An 18,338-nucleotide genomic window follows, 5' to 3' on the forward strand; every position below is an offset into this window, starting at 1 on the left:
GTCTTAATTCAGTTCAATCGCAAAGTAATCACGCGCATTGTTAAAGCAGATATTTTTCACCATCTCGCCCAGCAGTTGAATATCTGCCGGCGCTTCACCCGCGGCAACCCAGCGGCCGATCATCTGGCACAGAATGCGGCGGAAATACTCGTGGCGGGTGTAGGACAAGAAGCTGCGGCTGTCAGTCAACATGCCAATAAAACGGCTGAGCAGCCCAAGCTGAGCCAGCTGGGTCATCTGTCGTTCCATGCCGTCTTTCTGATCGTTGAACCACCAGCCGGAACCAAACTGCATCTTGCCCGGCATCCCTTCCCCCTGGAAGTTACCGATCATCGTACCCAGCACTTCGTTATCGCGCGGGTTGAGGCAGTAAAGAACGGTTTTCGGCAGCAGGTTTTCTTCATTCTGCTTACTCAGCAGACGGGACAACTCTTCCGCTATCGGGCGATCGTTGATGGAGTCAAAGCCAACATCTGGCCCTAACAGCTTGAACTGACGCTGATTATTGTTACGCAGCGCACCAATGTGGTACTGCTGCACCCAGCCACGACGGGCATATTCTGCCCCCAGGAAAACCAGCACAGCCGTTTTAAACTGCGCGACTTCCTGCTCGCACAGGATGGAACCTGCCAGACGACGGGCAAGGATGCTATCGAGTTCAGCTTCGCTGGCTTCGGCAAACAGCACGACATCCAGCGCATGATCGGAGACTTTACATCCGTGCGCGGCGAAGTGATCCAGACGCTTGACCAGCGCAGCCTGCAGATCGGCAAAGCGATGGATGTCGGTATCCGAGACTTCACCCAGCTTCGCCATGTAGTCGTTAAACGTCACCTGCTCAATGTTGAACGCTTTATCCGGACGCCAGCTTGGCAGCACTTTGGTCGTGAAGGTCGCGTCTTTCGCCACCGCCGCATGATGTTCCAGCGAATCGATCGGATCGTCGGTGGTACCGACCATTTTTACGTTCATTTGCGTCATGATGCCGCGGGCGGAGAAGCGCTCCTGGGCCAGCAGATCGTTACACTGATTCCAGATTTCATCAGCGGTGGACGGAGACAGCAGCTTACCTGTAATGCCAAACGGGCGGCGCAGTTCCAGATGCGTCCAGTGATAAAGCGGATTGCCGATCGTATGCGGTACAGTTGCCGCCCATGCGTCAAACTTCTCACGGTCCGAAGCATCGCCGGTACACAAACGCTCGGGCACGCCATTGGTGCGCATCGCACGCCATTTGTAGTGATCACCTTTCAGCCAGATGTCATACAGGTTTTTAAAGCGATAATTTTCGGCAATCTGCTGCGGCGGAAGGTGGCAGTGATAGTCGAAAATCGGCTGGTCTTTGGCGTAGCCGTGGTACAAACGGCGGGAAAACTCGGTATCAAGCAGAAAATCTTCGGTCATAAACGGTGTCATTTTCATTTCCTCTTCGCTCCATTGAGGAGCCCTTCAGATGATTGACTATCATGCTGACAAAGTTATCACACCAATTTCTACACGCCGAAATCTTTTTCGTGAGTCAGATCAATAAACGCTGACAAAAAAAGCCCCTTTCCGGCAGTAAACCCTCACGCAGGCCGCACCATAACTGGCTTTGCGTGCAAGAAATAATACCCCCATGAACTTTCCTGCTTTTGTGACGGTACTCAACCTTTAAAGATGTATGACAAGTTATCTTTCTGCCGTCGCAACATATAAACCATTGGAATGCATTAGCGATGATTCATTACATCGCATTGACCGGTATGGACGCCGAATTTAGCAAAACAATTGAAGGCAAGGTTCGGGCCATATGGGTTTTCCCTTCTGAGCCCTCCGTTTCTCCTTCTCACTCCCTGTTACAGGGTTTGAAGATGGCCGCACTCGCTGCGGAGATATAACAAACGATGAGGTTTTACATGCGTAAAATTAAAGGGTTACGATGGTACATGATCGCGCTGGTGACAGTAGGCACCGTGCTGGGTTACCTGACGCGTAACACTGTGGCTGCGGCTGCGCCAACTCTGATGCAAGAGTTACACATCTCCACCCAACAGTACTCCTATATCATCGCAGCCTATTCAGCTGCTTATACCGTCATGCAGCCGGTGGCCGGCTACGTCCTTGACGTGCTGGGGACGAAGATCGGTTATGCCTTCTTCGCTATCGCCTGGGCTGTTTTCTGCGGTTCAACGGCTCTGGCGGGCAGTTGGGGCGGATTAGCGCTGGCTCGTGGCGCGGTCGGCGCGGCGGAAGCGGCGATGATCCCGGCAGGTCTGAAGGCCAGCTCCGAATGGTTCCCGGCAAAAGAACGTTCGATTGCCGTGGGTTACTTCAACGTGGGCTCTTCAATCGGTGCAATGATCGCCCCGCCGCTGGTGGTCTGGGCGATTGTGATGCACAGCTGGCAGATGGCGTTCATCATCTCCAGTGTCTTAAGCTTTATCTGGGCAATGTCGTGGCTGGTCTTCTATAAACACCCCCGCGACCAGAAAAAATTAACCGCCGAAGAACGCGACTACATCATTGGCGGTCAGGAATCGCAACACCAGACCGACAACAGCAAGAAAATGTCTCCGTGGCAGATCTTACACAACCGCCAGTTCTGGGGCATTGCGCTGCCGCGCTTCCTTGCAGAACCAGCATGGGGGACCTTCAATGCCTGGATCCCGCTGTTCATGTTTAAAGTCTATGGCTTTAACCTGAAAGAGATCGCCATGTTCGCGTGGATGCCAATGCTGTTTGCCGACCTGGGCTGTATTGTTGGTGGCTATCTGCCGCCGCTGTTCCAGCGCTGGTTCGGGGTTAACCTGATTGTGTCGCGTAAAATGGTCGTGACCATGGGCGCACTGCTGATGATTGGCCCGGGGATGATCGGCCTGTTTACCAGTCCGTTCGTGGCTATCGCCCTGCTGTGCGTCGGCGGCTTTGCTCACCAGGCGCTGTCTGGTGCGCTGATTACGCTCTCTTCTGACGTATTTGGCCGTAATGAAGTGGCTACGGCAAACGGCCTGACCGGTATGGCGGCCTGGATGGCAAGTACCATGTTCGCCCTGGTGGTCGGCGCTCTGGCAGATACCATCGGTTTCAGCCCGCTGTTCGCCGTACTGGCGGTCTTCGATCTGCTGGGCGCCCTTGTCATCTGGACCGTACTGAAGAACAAGTCAGCCGATGACGACGCCCCGCCGCTCAAAACGACGAAGCCGGCGACGCAAAGCTAGTCATGATACGGTGAGAACAGCTTACCAGGCCGCCTCTTCGAAGGCGGCTTTTTCATGCCTTACTGTGGTGAAATGTGCAGAAAAGTGGTATAACAAATTTAATACTGTCGCCATCTTCCGGGAGCGAATATGGAAATCACAGAACCGCGTCGTTTGTATCAGCAGCTGGCTGCCGAGCTGAAGGCGCGTATTGAACAAGGTGTCTACCTTGTGGGCGATAAGCTGCCTGCAGAGCGTTTTATCGCCGATGAAAAGAGCGTCAGCCGCACCGTAGTTCGCGAAGCCATTATCATGCTGGAAGTGGAAGGCTATGTGGAGGTGCGCAAGGGCTCTGGTATCCACGTTATCTCCAACCATCCGAAGCATCAACAGGTGGTTGATGAAACCGTGGAGTTTGCCAGCTACGGTCCCTTTGAGCTGCTACAGGCGCGTCAGCTGATTGAAAGCAATATTGCCGAATTCGCCGCCACCCAGGTGACCAAGCAGGACATCATGAAGCTGATGGAGATCCAGGAGAAGGCGCGTAAAGAGAAATGCTTCCGCGATTCGGAATGGGATCTCCAGTTTCATGTCCAGGTTGCCCTGGCGACGCAAAATACGGCATTAGCCGCTATCATTGAAAAAATGTGGACCCAGCGTGTGCATAACCCGTACTGGAAAAAGCTCCATGACCATATCGACCTGCGCACAATGGATCACTGGTGTGACGATCATGACCAAATTCTGAAGGCGCTGATCCGCAAAGATCCACACGCGGCGAAACTGGCCATGTGGCAGCATCTGGAGAACACTAAGCTGATGTTGTTCAACGAGACCAGCGACGATTTTGAATTCAATGCCGACCGCTATCTGTTTGCAGAAAATCCGGTCGTTCACCTCGATACCGCAGCCAACGGCGCAAAATAAGCGGTTATCTTCATTTCTGGCAGGCGGTCAGTGCCTGCCCGTAAACCCGCCAGGGTAAGCAAACATATATAGTGTCAGCCTGTGTAAAGACACTCGCCACCCGCCGCCGCAATCAGCAAAATCAACGGACATCTGACTGCAATTTTTCTGACGTAAACTCAGTGTTTTTGTTACAATTAGATGCATTTTGACGTTCTGAAGTGGGCTTGCGCTGATTTCACTTTTAACAGGGAACCGTTCAGAACGCACCAACAGCGACCATAATCGAATAAGAATCTATGTCGCGATACACACTGCGTTCAGACATACCGTTAACCGATGTACCAGGAATCGTGAATGGAACTATTAACCCAATTGTTGAATGCTTTATGGAGCCAGGATTACGAGACCCTCGCGAATCCCTCCATGATCGGTATGCTTTATTTTGTCTTATTTATGATTTTGTTCCTTGAAAACGGCCTGCTTCCCGCCGCCTTTTTACCCGGCGACAGCCTGCTGGTCCTGGTCGGCGTTCTGATAGCCAAGGGGGCGATGGGTTTTCCGGAAACCCTGCTTCTGCTGACGACGGCAGCCAGCCTGGGGTGTTGGCTCAGCTACATTCAGGGCCGCTGGCTCGGCAATACGCGGATTGTGCAAAACTGGCTTTCACATTTGCCCTCCCACTACCACCAGCGCGCACATCACCTGTTTCATAAACACGGACTCTCCGCCCTGTTAATGGGCCGCTTTATTGCCTTCGTTCGTACACTGCTGCCGACCATTGCCGGACTTTCGGGTCTGAACAATGCCCGCTTCCAGTTCTTTAACTGGATGAGCGGCCTGTTGTGGGTTCTGATTCTGACCACCCTGGGTTACCTGCTGGGCAAAACCCCGGTATTCCTTAAATATGAGGATCAGCTGATGTCCTGCCTGATGCTACTGCCGGTTGTGCTGCTGGTGTTTGGCTTAATCGGCTCGTTAGTTGTCCTGTGGAAGAAAAAATACAGAAGCCGGAGCTGATAATGGCCATAAAAAGCCTCTCCCTACGCCGGATGAGCTGGCTGCTGGGCGGTTCTGTTTTTTTGTGCGCGCTGTTGTGGCTATGGCTGGCGGTGCAGCAACAGGAATCAACCCTGACTATCCACCCTGTCTCTCAGGGCGTTGGCATGCCTGATGGTTTTTCCGTCTGGCATCATCTCGACGCCAACGGTATTCGTTTTAAAAGTATCACCCCACAAGAAGACGGTCTGCTGATCAAATTTGATTCCAGCGCCCAGGGCATCGCCGCAAAAGAAGTGCTGGGCCGCGCCCTGCCACATGGTTATATTATTGCTTTGCTGGAGGAAGAGAATACGCCGACAGCATGGCTCTCCCGTCTGCGCGATGCGCCACACAGGTTTGGGTAACCGGCCAAAATTCTGAATATTTTCACGCAGTTTGGTGGTTTCTCGTTTTACTTACTATGCTTAAGACTACGGGAGCCGCCGGGCTGACGTTTATCGACTGGATCGGGCACATCTCCCAGATATGCCCTCACACAATGGAAGGTAGCATTCATGAAATACCGCCTCGTTCTGCTCATGGTCATGGGATCGCTTAGCGCCAGCGCCTTTGCTAACACTCTTTGTCAGGAAAAAGAGCAGGATATCAAGCGTGAGATTAGCTACGCTGAGAAACACCACAATCAGAGCCGTATCGATGGCCTGAATAAAGCACTCAGCCAGGTCAGAGCAAACTGCAGCGACAGCCAGCTCAGAGCCGCTCATCAGCAAAAAATCGCCAGACAGCGTGAAGAGATTGCTGAACGTCAGCGCGACCTGAAGGAAGCCCGGCAAAAAGGTGATGCGGATAAAATCAGCAAGCGCCAGCATAAACTTGATGAAGCGCAGCAAGAGCTGAAAACGCTTGAGTCGCGTGATTACTAGTGAGTTACTTTTTACGTTATGGACCCACTCTACAGGAGAGAAAGATGCCTAAAGACAACGTTGCAGACGATCTGCGTGCAGAACTGAAGACTCTGGCTGATACCCTGGAAGAAGTGCTGAACTCCTCCGCGGATAAGTCAAAAGAAGAGATTGGCAAACTGCGTAGCAAGGCAGAAAGTGCACTGAAGGAAAGCCGCGTCCGGTTGGGTGAAACCAGCGATGCCATCGTCAGACAAACGCGTGAAACTGCCGCTCGCGCCGACGAGTACGTCCGCGAAAATCCGTGGACCGGTGTAGGGATTGGCGCAGCCGTCGGGCTGGTGCTGGGTGTCCTGCTGACGCGTCGTTAATTATGGCGGATTCTCAACACACGCAGGGGCCTGGCAAGCGCGTTTTCGGTATTGGCCAGCGGATCATTACGCTGTTGGTTGAAATGGTGGAAACGCGCCTGCGCCTGGTGGTCGTGGAGCTGGAGGAAGAGAAGGCGAACCTCTTCCAGCTGTTTTTGATGCTGGGGCTGACGCTGCTGTTTGCCGCCTTTGGCCTGATGAGCTTGCTGGTTCTGATCATCTGGGCCATCGATCCCCAGTATCGGCTGTACGTGATGATTGCGACCACCGCCGTGTTGCTTCTCAGCTCGTTAATCGGTGGCATCTGGACGCTGCGTAAAGCCCGCCGTTCGACTTTCCTGCGCTTGACGCGCAAAGAGCTGGCTGAAGACCGCACTCTGCTGGAGGACGAACACCGATGAGCAGCAAACAGGAACGCGAGCAGCGGAAAGCGCTGCTGCTGCGCCAGATCCAACAGCAGCGGCTGGATTTAATCGCCAGCCGCCGCGACTGGCTCGACGCGACCGCCCCGTTCGACCGCGGCTGGCAGACCTTCCAGCACCTTCGCTCCTGGGCGGTGGTCGGCAGCGGTATCATGGCCGTCTGGTCCGTTCGCCATCCGCGCTTTTTACTGCGCTGGACTAAACGCGGCTTCGGTCTCTGGAGTACCTGGCGCATGGCAAAAAGCCTGCTGCGCCAGACATCGTCCCTCTAAACGCCCTTCTCGCCACCAGTCCGCAAATTTCTGTTTTCCTTTTTTCGCAGCGTAAACGCTTTGTGGCTGGTGCTGCTGTTCCGACGCCACTCCAGCCAGTGGCGGCGACATTCATCCCTGCTCATTGCCCAGGTCACGTCCTGTCTGCTGTTCGTCATCACTCAGAATCTTTGATGAAGATCTACAGTTTTCCTTGCTAACAATTCCTTTCGAGCCTCGTTAATATTCACTCCATCGACAGCGACCCCGCGTAACTACGCAGGATTGCATCAAAAAACAAAATCGCCGCCCTTTGGGTTTTCTGGAGTAAGAAATGAAAAAATTAGAAGATGTTGGTGTACTGGTCGCACGCATTCTGATGCCAATCCTGTTTATCACTGCAGGTTGGGGAAAAATCACCGGTTATGCGGGTACTCAACAATATATGGAAGCCATGGGCGTACCGGGTGCATTACTGCCGTTAACCATTCTGCTGGAGTTCGGCGGCGGTCTGGCGATTCTGTTCGGTTTCCTGACGCGTACCACCGCGCTGTTCACCGCAGGCTTCACCCTGCTGACCGCGTTCCTGTTCCACAGCAACTTTGCTGAAGGCGTGAACTCGCTGATGTTCATGAAAAACCTGACCATCTCAGGCGGTTTCCTGCTGCTGGCCATCACCGGTCCGGGCGCATTCAGCATCGACCGCGTGCTGAATAAAAAGTGGTAAGCACACTATACTGAGTGAAGAACAAAGCGAGGAGACATCTCCTCGCTTTTGCTATCTGAAGTCTGAAGGAGGAAAAAATGGGACAATTAATCGACGGCGTCTGGCACGATACCTGGTACGACACCAAAGCCACCGGAGGGCGTTTCAAGCGTTCCGTTTCAGCCTTCCGCAACTGGCTGACCGCCGATGGCGCGCCGGGCCCTTCCGGCGACGGCGGCTTTGCCGCAGAAAAAGATCGCTATCACCTGTACGTTTCCCTTGCCTGTCCGTGGGCGCACCGCACCTTAATTCTGCGCAAGCTCAAAGGCCTGGATCCTTTTATTTCCGTCTCGGTGGTGCATCCCCTGATGCTGGAAAACGGCTGGACTTTCGCCGACGATTTTCCCGAAGCGACCGGCGATACGCTGTATCAACATGAATTCCTCTATCAGCTCTACCTGCACGCCGATCCGCACTATACCGGACGCGTCACGGTGCCGGTGCTGTGGGATAAAAAGCAGCATACGATTGTCAGTAATGAGTCGGCTGAAATCATCCGTATGTTTAATACTGCCTTTGACGATCTGGGCGCCACCGCCGGCGATTACTACCCGCCTGCGCTGCGCGAAGATATCGATGCACTTAACGGTTGGATCTACGACAACGTCAATAACGGCGTCTATAAAGCCGGATTCGCCACCAGCCAGCAGGCCTATGATGAAGCGGTCGATGCCGTGTTTACCTCGCTGGAGCGCCTGGAGCAGATTCTGGGCCAGCATCGCTATCTGACAGGCAGCCAGTTGACCGAAGCCGATATTCGTCTGTGGACTACCCTCGTGCGTTTCGACCCGGTCTACGTGACCCACTTTAAGTGCGACAAACACCGGATCAGCGATTACCCCAATCTGTATGGTTTCCTGCGCGATATTTACCAGATACCAGGCATTGCAGAGACGGTGAGTTTTCCCCACATCCGCAACCACTACTATCGCAGCCATAAAATGATAAACCCAACCGGGATTATCTCCGTCGGACCTCATCAGGATCTCAGCGAGCCGCACGGCCGGGACCTTCTGTTCCGCTAACCTGACGGGCGCCATTCCCGGCGCCCGATATTTTCAAATCCTGAATATTTACCCGCCTGCTATTCACGTCTATTCTTATTGCGATCGCTTTAAAAACAAGTGATTGACCGTTAATCGAGGCGTAAAAATGGACTGGTATTTAAAAGTACTGAGAAACTATATTGGATTTGGCGGCCGCGCACGCCGCAAAGAGTACTGGATGTTTATTCTGGTCAACATCATCCTGACCGGCGTACTAAGCATCATCGATAAAATGCTGGGATGGCAGCGCGCAGGAGGTGAAGGCATCCTGACGACGATTTATGGCGTGTTGGTCTTTTTACCGTGGTGGGCGGTGCAGTTTCGCCGTTTACACGATACGGATCGCTCGGCGTGGTGGCTGTTGCTGATGCTGATTCCGGTTATTGGCTGGCTGATCATTCTGCTCTTCAATTGCCAGAACGGTACGCCCGGCAACAACCGTTTCGGGCCGGATCCCAAACCCCTGTCATCGTGAAAGATGCGCTCCTCCCGCGGAAGGAGCGCATAGCGGATTTATTTCCCGGCAAACAGCTTAGGGATCTCCCGCAGACACCATGACTTCGCTTCGCCCATGCTGTCGCGGCGCCACGCCATAATGATGTCGATTTCATTGGTATATTCCGGGCTGACAACCCGTAAGCGCCCTTCGGCGATGTCTTTCTCGACCAGCGGATAGGGCATCGTCGCCACCCCCAATCCCGCCAGCAGAGCCTGACGTTTATCTTCAATGGTACTGACCGTCAAGCGCGGCTGTTTGTCGAGCAATTGCACCGTCAGAACCGGACGCTCGCGGGCGGTATCAGCCACCGCCACCCCACGATATTTTACCCGCGTCACCTCGGAAAGCGGCTCTGGCTCCTGGTGAATGGGGTGATCCGGTGCAGCGACATAGACGCTCAGTACCGAATAGAGTTTGCGGGAGTTAATCTCCGATGAGGAACGAAAATGCATGTCCGGGGCGACCACAATATCCGCACGCCCCTGTTCCAACCGCTCCCACGCGCCAGCCAGCACTTCGGTAAGCACCGACAGTTGGGTATTCGATTTGGTCGCCAGCTTCTCAATCAGCGGAAAGAAGCCCCGGGTCGGTACCAGGGCTTCCGTCACGATGGTCAAATGCGTTTCCCAGCCGCGCGAAAGCGCTTCGGCATCGGTGGTGAGTTTATCGGCCGCTTCCAGCAACACGCGCCCGCGTTCTAGTAACATCCGCCCAACGTTGGTGAATTTTGTCCGGTGTCCTGAGCGGTCAAACAGCACCACATCCAGCTCCTCTTCCAGCTTTTGCATGGTGTAGCTGAGGGCTGAGGGCACTCGTCCGAGTTCATCAGCCGCAGCAGCAAAGCTCCCGCGCCTGTCGATAGCGTCCATTACGCGTAACGCTTCCAGCGTTAATGCTCTCTCTCTGGCCATAGCACTCTCATTCAGGAAATTTGAATATACCGGGCAGAATATCTGGCTAACAATACAGCGTCCATACCTTTACCATTGATTTAGTGTAAAGAGAGGTCAAGAAAATGATTACTACCCGAACAGCCAAACAATGCGGACAAGCAGATTTCGGCTGGCTGCAGGCCCGCTACACCTTTTCCTTTGGACACTACTTTGACCCTAAACTGTTAGGCTACGCGTCTTTGCGCGTCCTCAACCAGGAAGTTCTGGCACCCGGCGCGTCGTTTCAACCGCGTACCTATCCGAAAGTCGATATCCTGAACCTGATTCTGGAAGGGGAAGCGGAATATCGTGACAGTGACGGCAACCATGTGCAGGCAAAGGCCGGTGAAGCGCTGCTGATATCCACTCAGCCAGGGGTGAGTTACAGCGAGCACAATCTGAGTAAAGACGGTTCGCTGACGCGGATGCAGCTGTGGCTGGATGCCTGCTCGCAGCGAGAAAATCCGCTGGTGCAGAAAATGGCTATCGCCGGTAGCGGGCAACAGCTGCTCGCGTCGCCTGACGGCGCGCAAAACAGTTTACAGCTGCGTCAGCAGGTGTGGATCCACCACCTCGATCTCGCCAAAGGCGAACAGGTTGATGTCCGGCTCCACGGGCCGCGCGCCTACCTGCAATCGATCCATGGAACGGTGCATGCGGTCGCCGATGAAGAAGAAAAACAGGCCCTGACCTGCGGTGACGGAGCGTTTATTCGTGACGAAGCTAACATTACCCTCGTTGCTGACACGCCGCTGCGCGCTTTACTGATAGATTTACCGGTGTAATAACGGGAGTCATGGAGTCTGTCAGTGAGCAAGCATAAGAAGAAAGCAAAGAAAGCCGTATCGTCGCCCGAGCCGCTGTTAACGGAGCCAACGCAGACCATGAGTTTTGGCTATGAAGAGATGCTCAGCGAACTGGAAGCCATTGTTTCAGAAGCCGAGATGCGGATTCAGGATGAAGAAAACGCCGCCTGAACGGTCACCTTCAGAAATAGCAAAACGCCCTGCTTAGCTTATCCTGCGCAGGGCGTTTTTGAATGAGTTGAAGCTGACTGATAAGCCGGCTCCGTTCAACCATACGTCAGGTATCTACGGCGCAGGGGTTGTCTTGTGTCGCAGACTGTATCTCACTTTGTGTCTCAGAGCAAAGCCACCGAGTGAAGCTCCTTTCACACCCAGCCATGCCTAATTGCTAACATTTGTAACACACCAATGATAAAAAACAGCAGACTGACAACCGCCAGGTATATCTCCACGTAGAACGGGCCAATAAGCCGTTTTGGTAGGCCACGAATAAAGTCCTTGTCATCGTTTTTGGTCAGGATTGAGCTTTTATTCCACAACAGCGGCACGTATATAAAACTCACTTTTGTGCTGTATGCCACTTTGACATAAAGCGTGTTGACGTTCTCGAACAGCAATACAGCATCGGGCAAACTACCGTATTTTTCTTTATACAGGATGCAGATCTCTTTAAATCTATCCCTGTTCAGAATTGAGGCTATGATACTGGCTATACCGAAGCCGAAAGCAAGTGCTCCAATAATTACTGTTGTCTTGGCGCTAAATAGAACATTAATGGTCATTGCTTGTAACCTCATATAGCGATTCACCAACGAAGCCACCGAACGCTGATGTGGCTTTATCGCTCCCATATGCAATAGCGCCATTTACGCCGAGCGTACAAAGTAATGCTCCGGCACCTGCGGCTTCTATGGTTGCAGCGCCAAGCACTATCGCACAGACGGTATTTGCTGCGGCTGTACCCGCAATTTTTCCAGCTATCGCACCACCGATTAGGCTACCGGAAAACTCACCAATGGAGGTAAATGACGTTTTCGCACAATCTCGCCCCACAGTGCAGGCTTCCGTGATCTTCGCTGCGGTATCCAATGCTGAAAGGCCAATGCCGATCTTCCCGGCTGTTTCCATCCATTTGACGTATTTCGCCAGCTTCTCGATGTGTGTCGCGTAACCTTCGATATCGCTAACGCCTGTTTCATTCCACCGATGAGTGATTGAACGGCTGGAAAGTCCAAGAGCACTTTTCAGGTCAGTGTATTCATTGAACATGAAGCGGTACTTCCACAGAATTGATTATCATCACTTTTCTACATTTCTGGTTGGGTCAGCTAGACTGGTTTGCTTTTTGAGCCAAGTGTCAAATTTCTCCAGCCGAAAGTTGCAGGGTAAGATCACTGGAGTAAAATGTCCTACCTAGCAATACCTCCAAAAGAATGGCTTGTTCTTTGTTGATATTGTAAACACCAATACCATGCATGAAATCAGCTTTATCCTCAGCGTTTAATCCCATAATTTCGGCTAATGTATTGGCATTTTTTTCTGGTATATTGATTTCAAAAAGTAAATTTTCATCTACCTTGCTGTAAGCATCAATTGTGTAAACTATCATTATTTCTCCACCTTTCTGGTTGGATTAGCAGGTTTTGTTTGCTCTCCAGTAATATGATTGAACTCGCCTAAGTGATTGCGACCAGAACGATCATACACCTCGACTGTGCCATGCTGTGAATCCCATTCATAAATTTTCCCCTCAGAATCTTTCCATCTATTTCGCAATTTCCCACCACCTTTCACAGGGGTTTTAGCCTGTGCTTTTTTTGCATCAGGGAATGCCGGCAACGGCGGATTTTCTTTTGGAGGTGTGTGGTATTTGTGAGCCGCGTTTAGATAGATATAAACTGGGTCAAAGATCCCGGCTGGATGTACAAGAATATAATCCCGGAAGGAGCGTTCTCCCGGTGCGGGTGTTTCCGTTGACCACGGGCTGTCGATTTCACTTTCCGGGTAAACCAGCACGTTCGGCGGAATGTAGACGTTATCCTGCTTGCCAGTGTTGGAAGGTGAAGCATATCCAGGATCATCTGGTGTCCAGACAATAATCGGTTTAGTTGCACCATCTTCCCAGAATTCGTAATTCCCCGTAGTGGTGTTCTTCTGAAGCATCCGCACCGGAACTTTATCCTGCCCGCCTCTGGCGCTGACGTGGAATCCTTTCGGTCTCATGGTGCCGTACTGGTCAGCCTCCCAGCGAAAACGCACGCGGGTTGGAACATCTTCTTTTTTCTGTGCTGCCTGTTCAAGGCGCATCCTGTCGATATAGTCCTGCTCGCCGCTGTTGAGTTTTGGCGAGTAGAACATACCGAATAGAAAAACTGTTGAGGGGTTAGGCGTAATCCAACGACCAGCGGCAGTAAGGTTCCCGCCGATTTTTTGCAATGTCGCATACCCGGCCTCAGTCGTCGCACCTGTCGTAATCCCGGCAGTTGTCGCGGCTCTTGCTGTTGCCGTTCCTGCTGTCACAGCGGCTTTAGTTGTATCCGGGGAACTGAAAAGGCGCTTATACCACGGGCGGTTGTCTTCTGGTGGTGGTGTTGGTTCAGCTGGTTTGTGTTTCTTTGCTGCCTGTGCATGCTGAACGGGTTCTTCTTCTGGTTGTTCCGCTTGAGGAGTTGCACAGTAATAGCCAGCATGACCGAAATTATCAACGGATTCCTGATCGGTCCCTGCGTCGGTGCAACCTTCCCCCCGTAGACAGGATTTTGCAAAGACAGGTAATGCACTCAGCGCTGCCGCAGCGGCGGCGGCTTTATTTACTGGTGGTTCTAAAACACCGAAAGGATCATTGACCTGCACCGTTCCGGGGGCGATAAGGAAGTTTGAGCCCATCGGGCAATCGCAGTGAATGACCGAACCATCTACGGCGACAGCTTCGCCATTCTTTTGTCGGTGATCGCCGGTAATAATTACCCCTACTTCCCCGCATTTCGGGCAAGGTGTGGTCTTATCACCAATGTAGAGTTTTAACTTGCCCATGACCGACATACCGGGGCGAGCGGCAATACATTGTGCGCCTGTTGAGGTTTTATCCCCGTGTAGCCCAACATTTTTACCGTGAACCGTACAGCCTCTGTTTACCGATGCCATAGTGACCGCCTTATTTCAGAAAGTTTTCTGGTAAGGATTCTCCGGCCCGGACTGACCTTCTGACACTTCCCTGAGGGCTACTGATTATTTCGTCGCCGTTATCGAGTGAACTACCAACAAGAGCGACGGAGTCACCAGAAGTATTTCCTGCCCCGGTGCTAATCTTCGCGGAGGCTCCATCCGGATAACGAACCTCATCACCCACAAGAGAAACATTTAGCCGTACACCGCCCTCAATTTCGATCTGCTGCCCGTTGTATTCACTGAAAACCGTTCCTCCATCGCGGGTTAAGCTGCCTTCTGTAGCGACCAGATAAGCGACTGTAACTGGATGAGCGAGGTTGTAGTCATTTCTTTCAGCGATCAGGCTACGGGCTTCTTCGTTCATTTCCGCGAGCTGCTCAGCTGTGAATGGTGACTGGTGACTGGTGACTGGTGACTGGTGACTGGTGACTGGTCAAAGGCTGCCAGTATTTCGGCGGTAAGTTCATTAGTGTATTGCTGCATAAGTCCCTCTGCTTGTTGTGAATTTTCCCTCATACGTAATCTATTGTACAAATAACGCCCACACCAAGGAAGTTATTTTCAATAAAAATAAAACGTAATTTCAAAATATTCGTTGCATGAATATTTCGTAGATTTTCATCCGGTCTGTGAAATATCAAAGAAAGGACTTCATGGATGATGTGATTGTCCCGCTTCAGAGCGGCGGAGGTGAAAGTATCTTGGGTGGGTATGATGATGACTAGTGAAAAAGGGTATTGCTCATTGAACGAGTTGAAGCTAACCGCTAGAACGCGGCGCTGAGCGAGCGCGTTACGGGCTTGAGTAGGCAGGTGCAGAGTTTGAGCGAGCAGCTGCGCCGGTTGTCATGAGACTGGACGGCATTGAGGCGCACCGGGAGCAGGAGCGCGCGGCGCAGCATCAGAAAGCACTGGAGCTGGAACGATCGCAGCGGCAGCGGACGTACAACGGGCCGTCGCTGTAACAAACCGGATAAAACGGGGCTTTCAGCAAGGATGGGTGCTGAAAGCCTGAGCCATTCACCCGGCTGCATGGCTATGCATGGCGGCGAAATTTATCAGGTGCAGAATGCGCAGTTTGCGGGATGGTTTACTGCCGGTTTTGCCGGACTGATGCCGCATTTGCGCCGACCCCGTCCGGAGCGGTGCGGCCAGGCACTGTTATGTTCAATCCGGTCAGCCGGCGGATCAGAACCGATTTTGATGATTTCTGTGTTGCGGAACGTTTCTCATGCAGGAACAGGCCAAAATCAGGAGCGCGACAGATGAAAAATTTTTTACTCATATTGCTGATGGTTAAGTCTTTTTCCTCGGTTTCGAAAGAGATGAGTAAAGATGGTTTAGATGAAAGTAAAATGTCCAATCCGGACAGATTGTTGCTTTATAGAGATTGCATGACAGTCGCAGAAAATACACCTGACAGACAAAAACCAGTTCCAACAGTAAACGTGAATGAATGGAATGCTTTCTGTAGTAAACTGCTTAGATATTCATCAAGAGCTTCATCAACATGCCGAATGCAGCAATTTAATATAGGAATTGAAAAACAAAATTTCTGCAGGTCTTATATATTACAATCTCATGAGCTGTGAAAAAAATGAACATAGATTTCAGTAAGATAGGCAAACCTTTTTTTGAGCGAGATGTTTATTCAGAATCTCTGGGCGCATCTCTAAGTGTAGAGATGTGGTTACCGATAAATGTTGAGATAAATCATGAGGGTGTTATTGATTATGTATGGGTAACAGCTGTGCGAATATCTTCAGGAGGGAAAATATTGCGAGAAGATGAAGCCCATGGGACCGACAAGTTTCAATCAATAACAATGGGGTTAGTGGCAATAAATATGTATCTGACTCATAAACATAAAGATGCCTGTTGGCTGGGGATGAAAAAAGGAAGTCATGGATTCCCTGAGATTGATACGAACTATCACATTGGATGAAAGAATTTCAGTCCGAATACTAGCCATATGAAGGATCTTCTTGAGATCCTTGTTTTCTGCGCGTAATCTCTTGCTCTGTAAACAAAAAAACCACCGCTACCAACGGTGGTTCGTTTGCCGGAATTCAGAGCTACCAACTCTTTATCCCGAAGGTAACTGGCTTAAGTGGAGCGCAGATACCAAAACTGTCCTTTCAGTGTAGCCGCAGTCAGGCCACCACTTCAAGTCTCAGAATATCTAAATCCACTAATCCCCAGTTACCAATGGCTGCTGCCAGTGGCGTTTTGTCGTGTCTTTCCGGGTTGGACTCAAGACGATAGTTACCGGATAAGGCGCAGCGGTCGGACTGAACGGGGGGTTCGTGCATACAGTCCATCCTGGAGCGAACTGCCTACCCGGAACCGAGTGTCAGGCGTGGAATGAGAAACCGCGGCCACAACAGCAGAATGACACCGCTAAGCCGCTTTGTCTTTAGGGATAGCGTCGTGGACAGTCATTCATCTTTTTTTATTTCTATGCAATAAGCAAAAACCCCCGCCATTACTGACGGGGGTTTTCGGTGAATGAGGAAGCTGACCGATAAGCCGGGTTCTGTCGTGGACAGTCATTCATCTAGGCCAGCAATCGCTCACTGGCTCAAGCAGCCTACCCGGGTTCAGTACGGGCCGTACCTTGTGAACCCCTATTTGGCCTTGCTCCGGGTGGAGTTTACCGTGCCGCGAACTGTTACCAGTCGCGCGGTGCGCTCTTACCGCACCCTTTCACCCTTACCTGATCCCGCTTGCGTGGGCCATCGGCGGTTTGCTCTCTGTTGCACTGGTCGTGGGTTTCCCCCCCAGGCGTTACCTGGCACCCTGCCCTATGGAGCCCGGACTTTCCTCCCCTCCGCCCGTCTCCCCCCGAAAGAGGACGACGACGAAGCGGCGACTGTCTGGTCAGCTTCGGCGCGAAGTATAAAAGGTTTACCGCCGGTTGTCATCCTTCCATCACAATCCCAACCTGCAAAGTCGCAGCAACATTCCGTGAAGCGCGATAAATATTGTCCGATGCACCACGGAAGGCCTCCTCCAGGCTCGTGATCGTGGTCAGCACGCTGAATACCGCGTCGATACCGTACTGATGTACCACGCCGACATCACGGGTCAGGCTACCGGCAATACCAATCACCGGCTTATGGTATTTTTTCGCCACGCTCGCGACGCCGACCGGCACCTTACCGCTAATGCTTTGACTGTCGAGCCTTCCTTCACCGGTCACGACCAGCGAACAGTCAAGAATATGCTCTTCCAGATTTAGCGCCTGGGTCACAATCTCGATACCGCTACGTAATTCAGCATTCAGAAACGCCATCAGCGCCGCGCCCATGCCACCTGCGGCTCCGGCTCCGGCGACCTCTTTGACATCGACGCGCAGAGTTCGCTTAATCACATCCGCATAGTGCTCAAGATTACGATCCAGCTCGAGGATCATCGCTTCCGTCGCCCCTTTTTGCGGGCCGAAAATCCACGAAGCGCCCGTCTCGCCAACCAGTGGATTAGAGACATCACAGGCCACGCGAATTGAACATCCCTGCAAACGAACATCCAGCGCCGACAGGTCAATCGAATTCAGGCAGGCAAGACTGCCGCCGCCGTCACCGATATCAACACCGTTCGCGTCGCGAAGCCGCGCCCCCAGCGCCTGCACCATCCCCGCGCCACCGTCGTTGGTCGCACTGCCGCCAATGCCAATAATGATATTTCTCGCCCCATGTTCTAGTGCCTGCAAAATCAGCTCACCGGTACCGCGTGAGGTCGTCAATAGCGGATTGCGCTGCGCGGGAGGCACCAGCCCCAACCCGCTGGCCGCCGCCATTTCAATAAATGCGGTGTGACCATCCCCGGAAAGCCCCCAACAGGCATCAACCGGCCCCCCCAGCGGCCCCGTCACACAGGCGCTCATTTTGGTTCCCTGCGTCGCGGCTATCATCGCCTCAACGGTACCTTCTCCACCATCGGCGAGAGGAACCCTCACGTACAGCGCATCGGGGAAAATCTCCCGAAAACCTTTTTCTATAGCCTGGGCAACCTCAGTGGCCGAGAGGCTTTCTTTATACGAGTCTGGGGCGATTACGATTTTCATAGTTATTAGCCTGACAGTGCCGC

Annotated in this window: 24 protein-coding genes, 1 other RNA gene and 1 pseudogene; 16 read left to right on the forward strand and 10 right to left on the reverse strand. The window is 52.4% G+C overall.

The genetic code is table 11. The annotated features are described in order from the left end of the window. Window positions 1-3: 3 nt before the first annotated feature. Entirely contained in the window at window positions 4-1,416 is a 1,413-nt protein-coding gene (gene uxaC, locus ACZAHD_RS00230; RefSeq protein ID WP_462455002.1) for a glucuronate isomerase, read from the reverse strand. Window positions 1,417-1,898: 482 nt separating this feature from the next. Between uxaC and ACZAHD_RS00235 the strand changes: the two genes are divergently transcribed. The 11 genes from ACZAHD_RS00235 to ACZAHD_RS00285 all read left to right on the forward strand — a co-directional run bounded on the left by ACZAHD_RS00235 (window position 1,899) and on the right by ACZAHD_RS00285 (window position 9,320). After that, window positions 1,899-3,200, forward strand: coding sequence for an MFS transporter (locus ACZAHD_RS00235; protein ID WP_462455003.1), 1,302 nt, complete (start codon window positions 1,899-1,901; stop codon window positions 3,198-3,200). Window positions 3,201-3,329: 129 nt separating this feature from the next. Further along, a complete protein-coding gene (gene exuR, locus ACZAHD_RS00240; protein WP_462455004.1) occupies window positions 3,330-4,106 on the forward strand; it encodes a transcriptional regulator ExuR in 777 nt (258 codons plus the stop codon). A gap of 336 nt (window positions 4,107-4,442) precedes the next feature. Next, the gene (gene yqjA / locus ACZAHD_RS00245; RefSeq protein ID WP_032690625.1) at window positions 4,443-5,105 is read left to right on the forward strand and encodes a DedA family general envelope maintenance protein YqjA; all 663 of its coding nucleotides are present in this window, start codon (window positions 4,443-4,445) and stop codon (window positions 5,103-5,105) included. A gap of 8 nt (window positions 5,106-5,113) precedes the next feature. Then, window positions 5,114-5,491, forward strand: coding sequence for an EnvZ/OmpR regulon moderator MzrA (gene mzrA / locus ACZAHD_RS00250; RefSeq protein WP_462455051.1), 378 nt, complete (start codon window positions 5,114-5,116; stop codon window positions 5,489-5,491). Window positions 5,492-5,641: 150 nt separating this feature from the next. After that, complete coding sequence (locus tag ACZAHD_RS00255) at window positions 5,642-6,010, forward strand: DUF1090 domain-containing protein (protein WP_462455005.1); 369 nt, start codon at window positions 5,642-5,644, stop codon at window positions 6,008-6,010. A gap of 44 nt (window positions 6,011-6,054) precedes the next feature. Then, entirely contained in the window at window positions 6,055-6,360 is a 306-nt protein-coding gene (locus ACZAHD_RS00260; protein ID WP_462455006.1) for an ElaB/YgaM/YqjD family protein, read from the forward strand. 2 nt (window positions 6,361-6,362) lie between these two features. Further along, window positions 6,363-6,761, forward strand: a complete 399-nt coding sequence (locus tag ACZAHD_RS00265) for a phage holin family protein (RefSeq protein WP_462455007.1) — start codon at window positions 6,363-6,365, stop codon at window positions 6,759-6,761. Further along, on the forward strand, window positions 6,758-7,054 hold the full coding sequence (locus tag ACZAHD_RS00270) for a YqjK-like family protein (protein ID WP_462455008.1): 297 nt from the start codon (window positions 6,758-6,760) through the stop codon (window positions 7,052-7,054). Before ACZAHD_RS00265 ends, ACZAHD_RS00270 begins: the two co-directional genes overlap by 4 nt. A 313-nt stretch (window positions 7,055-7,367) precedes the next feature. Then, on the forward strand, window positions 7,368-7,760 hold the full coding sequence (locus ACZAHD_RS00275) for a DoxX family protein (RefSeq protein WP_438343861.1): 393 nt from the start codon (window positions 7,368-7,370) through the stop codon (window positions 7,758-7,760). Between the two features lie 77 nt (window positions 7,761-7,837). Continuing rightward, entirely contained in the window at window positions 7,838-8,824 is a 987-nt protein-coding gene (locus ACZAHD_RS00280) for a glutathione S-transferase family protein (protein ID WP_462455009.1), read from the forward strand. A 127-nt stretch (window positions 8,825-8,951) separates the two neighbouring features. Further along, window positions 8,952-9,320 carry a DUF805 domain-containing protein gene (locus ACZAHD_RS00285; RefSeq protein WP_032690620.1) on the forward strand — a complete coding sequence of 123 codons (369 nt, stop codon included), beginning with the start codon at window positions 8,952-8,954 and terminating at the stop codon, window positions 9,318-9,320. A 38-nt stretch (window positions 9,321-9,358) separates the two neighbouring features. Here ACZAHD_RS00285 and ACZAHD_RS00290 read toward each other — a convergent pair whose 3' ends face one another. Further along, on the reverse strand, window positions 9,359-10,255 hold the full coding sequence (locus tag ACZAHD_RS00290; protein WP_462455010.1) for a LysR family transcriptional regulator: 897 nt from the start codon (window positions 10,253-10,255) through the stop codon (window positions 9,359-9,361). Window positions 10,256-10,359: 104 nt separating this feature from the next. Between ACZAHD_RS00290 and ACZAHD_RS00295 the strand changes: the two genes are divergently transcribed. Both ACZAHD_RS00295 and ACZAHD_RS00300 read left to right on the forward strand, forming a co-directional pair. After that, window positions 10,360-11,061 (forward strand): pirin family protein, encoded by a 702-nt coding sequence (locus ACZAHD_RS00295; protein WP_462455011.1) that lies wholly within the window; start codon window positions 10,360-10,362, stop codon window positions 11,059-11,061. 24 nt (window positions 11,062-11,085) lie between these two features. Beyond that, window positions 11,086-11,253 (forward strand): hypothetical protein, encoded by a 168-nt coding sequence (locus tag ACZAHD_RS00300; protein WP_462455012.1) that lies wholly within the window; start codon window positions 11,086-11,088, stop codon window positions 11,251-11,253. Window positions 11,254-11,447: 194 nt separating this feature from the next. Here ACZAHD_RS00300 and ACZAHD_RS00305 read toward each other — a convergent pair whose 3' ends face one another. From ACZAHD_RS00305 to ACZAHD_RS00325, 5 genes are all read right to left on the reverse strand, one after another. Further along, on the reverse strand, window positions 11,448-11,864 hold the full coding sequence (locus ACZAHD_RS00305; protein ID WP_160704394.1) for a hypothetical protein: 417 nt from the start codon (window positions 11,862-11,864) through the stop codon (window positions 11,448-11,450). After that, complete coding sequence (locus ACZAHD_RS00310) at window positions 11,854-12,351, reverse strand: hypothetical protein (RefSeq protein WP_462455013.1); 498 nt, start codon at window positions 12,349-12,351, stop codon at window positions 11,854-11,856. Before ACZAHD_RS00310 ends, ACZAHD_RS00305 begins: the two co-directional genes overlap by 11 nt. Before the next feature lie 88 nt (window positions 12,352-12,439). Continuing rightward, entirely contained in the window at window positions 12,440-12,691 is a 252-nt protein-coding gene (locus ACZAHD_RS00315) for a DUF7683 domain-containing protein (RefSeq protein ID WP_462455014.1), read from the reverse strand. Beyond that, a complete protein-coding gene (locus ACZAHD_RS00320) occupies window positions 12,691-14,226 on the reverse strand; it encodes a colicin E3/pyocin S6 family cytotoxin (RefSeq protein WP_462455015.1) in 1,536 nt (511 codons plus the stop codon). Before ACZAHD_RS00320 ends, ACZAHD_RS00315 begins: the two co-directional genes overlap by 1 nt. 10 nt (window positions 14,227-14,236) lie before the next feature. Then, window positions 14,237-14,614, reverse strand: a complete 378-nt coding sequence (locus ACZAHD_RS00325; RefSeq protein ID WP_462455016.1) for a hypothetical protein — start codon at window positions 14,612-14,614, stop codon at window positions 14,237-14,239. A 406-nt stretch (window positions 14,615-15,020) separates the two neighbouring features. On the opposite strand from ACZAHD_RS00325, the pseudogene ACZAHD_RS00330 reads away from it, so the two are divergent. The 3 genes and pseudogenes from ACZAHD_RS00330 to ACZAHD_RS00340 form a co-directional block, all read left to right on the forward strand. Then, window positions 15,021-15,101: pseudogene (locus ACZAHD_RS00330) on the forward strand (MbeD/MobD family mobilization/exclusion family protein); the annotation flags it as partial. A gap of 413 nt (window positions 15,102-15,514) precedes the next feature. After that, window positions 15,515-15,841: a hypothetical protein gene (locus tag ACZAHD_RS00335; RefSeq protein ID WP_462455017.1), complete on the forward strand. Its 327-nt coding sequence runs from the start codon at window positions 15,515-15,517 to the stop codon at window positions 15,839-15,841. Further along, entirely contained in the window at window positions 15,838-16,194 is a 357-nt protein-coding gene (locus ACZAHD_RS00340; protein ID WP_462455018.1) for a hypothetical protein, read from the forward strand. The genes ACZAHD_RS00335 and ACZAHD_RS00340 overlap by 4 nt, the downstream gene beginning before the upstream one ends. Window positions 16,195-16,402: 208 nt before the next feature. Here the strand turns inward: ACZAHD_RS00340 and ACZAHD_RS00345 are convergent, their stop codons facing one another. From ACZAHD_RS00345 to garK, 3 genes are all read right to left on the reverse strand, one after another. Next, on the reverse strand, window positions 16,403-16,561 hold the full coding sequence (locus ACZAHD_RS00345; protein ID WP_462455019.1) for a replication initiation protein: 159 nt from the start codon (window positions 16,559-16,561) through the stop codon (window positions 16,403-16,405). A 197-nt stretch (window positions 16,562-16,758) separates the two neighbouring features. Next, an RNA gene (gene rnpB, locus ACZAHD_RS00350) (RNase P RNA component class A) lies at window positions 16,759-17,137 on the reverse strand. 32 nt (window positions 17,138-17,169) lie between these two features. Beyond that, a complete protein-coding gene (gene garK, locus ACZAHD_RS00355; protein ID WP_462455020.1) occupies window positions 17,170-18,315 on the reverse strand; it encodes a glycerate 2-kinase in 1,146 nt (381 codons plus the stop codon). Window positions 18,316-18,338: the final 23 nt, after the last annotated feature.

Origin of the sequence: Raoultella sp. (assembly GCF_039594335.1) — a bacterium.
Classification (GTDB): Bacteria; Pseudomonadota; Gammaproteobacteria; order Enterobacterales; family Enterobacteriaceae; genus Klebsiella.

What these genes read in the sequence shown, in the direction of transcription:
- uxaC (WP_462455002.1), bottom strand. Translation starts at nt 1,416, where the DNA reads ATGACACCGTTTATGACCGAAGATTTTCTGCTTGATACCGAGTTTTCC.
- ACZAHD_RS00235 (WP_462455003.1), top strand. Translation starts at nt 1,899, where the DNA reads ATGCGTAAAATTAAAGGGTTACGATGGTACATGATCGCGCTGGTGACA.
- exuR (WP_462455004.1), top strand. Translation starts at nt 3,330, where the DNA reads ATGGAAATCACAGAACCGCGTCGTTTGTATCAGCAGCTGGCTGCCGAG.
- yqjA (WP_032690625.1), top strand. Translation starts at nt 4,443, where the DNA reads ATGGAACTATTAACCCAATTGTTGAATGCTTTATGGAGCCAGGATTAC.
- ACZAHD_RS00255 (WP_462455005.1), top strand. Translation starts at nt 5,642, where the DNA reads ATGAAATACCGCCTCGTTCTGCTCATGGTCATGGGATCGCTTAGCGCC.
- ACZAHD_RS00260 (WP_462455006.1), top strand. Translation starts at nt 6,055, where the DNA reads ATGCCTAAAGACAACGTTGCAGACGATCTGCGTGCAGAACTGAAGACT.
- ACZAHD_RS00265 (WP_462455007.1), top strand. Translation starts at nt 6,363, where the DNA reads ATGGCGGATTCTCAACACACGCAGGGGCCTGGCAAGCGCGTTTTCGGT.
- ACZAHD_RS00270 (WP_462455008.1), top strand. Translation starts at nt 6,758, where the DNA reads ATGAGCAGCAAACAGGAACGCGAGCAGCGGAAAGCGCTGCTGCTGCGC.
- ACZAHD_RS00275 (WP_438343861.1), top strand. Translation starts at nt 7,368, where the DNA reads ATGAAAAAATTAGAAGATGTTGGTGTACTGGTCGCACGCATTCTGATG.
- ACZAHD_RS00280 (WP_462455009.1), top strand. Translation starts at nt 7,838, where the DNA reads ATGGGACAATTAATCGACGGCGTCTGGCACGATACCTGGTACGACACC.
- ACZAHD_RS00285 (WP_032690620.1), top strand. Translation starts at nt 8,952, where the DNA reads ATGGACTGGTATTTAAAAGTACTGAGAAACTATATTGGATTTGGCGGC.
- ACZAHD_RS00290 (WP_462455010.1), bottom strand. Translation starts at nt 10,255, where the DNA reads ATGGCCAGAGAGAGAGCATTAACGCTGGAAGCGTTACGCGTAATGGAC.
- ACZAHD_RS00295 (WP_462455011.1), top strand. Translation starts at nt 10,360, where the DNA reads ATGATTACTACCCGAACAGCCAAACAATGCGGACAAGCAGATTTCGGC.
- ACZAHD_RS00305 (WP_160704394.1), bottom strand. Translation starts at nt 11,864, where the DNA reads ATGACCATTAATGTTCTATTTAGCGCCAAGACAACAGTAATTATTGGA.
- ACZAHD_RS00310 (WP_462455013.1), bottom strand. Translation starts at nt 12,351, where the DNA reads ATGTTCAATGAATACACTGACCTGAAAAGTGCTCTTGGACTTTCCAGC.
- ACZAHD_RS00315 (WP_462455014.1), bottom strand. Translation starts at nt 12,691, where the DNA reads ATGATAGTTTACACAATTGATGCTTACAGCAAGGTAGATGAAAATTTA.
- ACZAHD_RS00320 (WP_462455015.1), bottom strand. Translation starts at nt 14,226, where the DNA reads ATGGCATCGGTAAACAGAGGCTGTACGGTTCACGGTAAAAATGTTGGG.
- ACZAHD_RS00325 (WP_462455016.1), bottom strand. Translation starts at nt 14,614, where the DNA reads ATGAACGAAGAAGCCCGTAGCCTGATCGCTGAAAGAAATGACTACAAC.
- ACZAHD_RS00335 (WP_462455017.1), top strand. Translation starts at nt 15,515, where the DNA reads ATGAAAAATTTTTTACTCATATTGCTGATGGTTAAGTCTTTTTCCTCG.
- ACZAHD_RS00345 (WP_462455019.1), bottom strand. Translation starts at nt 16,561, where the DNA reads ATGCACGAACCCCCCGTTCAGTCCGACCGCTGCGCCTTATCCGGTAAC.
- garK (WP_462455020.1), bottom strand. Translation starts at nt 18,315, where the DNA reads ATGAAAATCGTAATCGCCCCAGACTCGTATAAAGAAAGCCTCTCGGCC.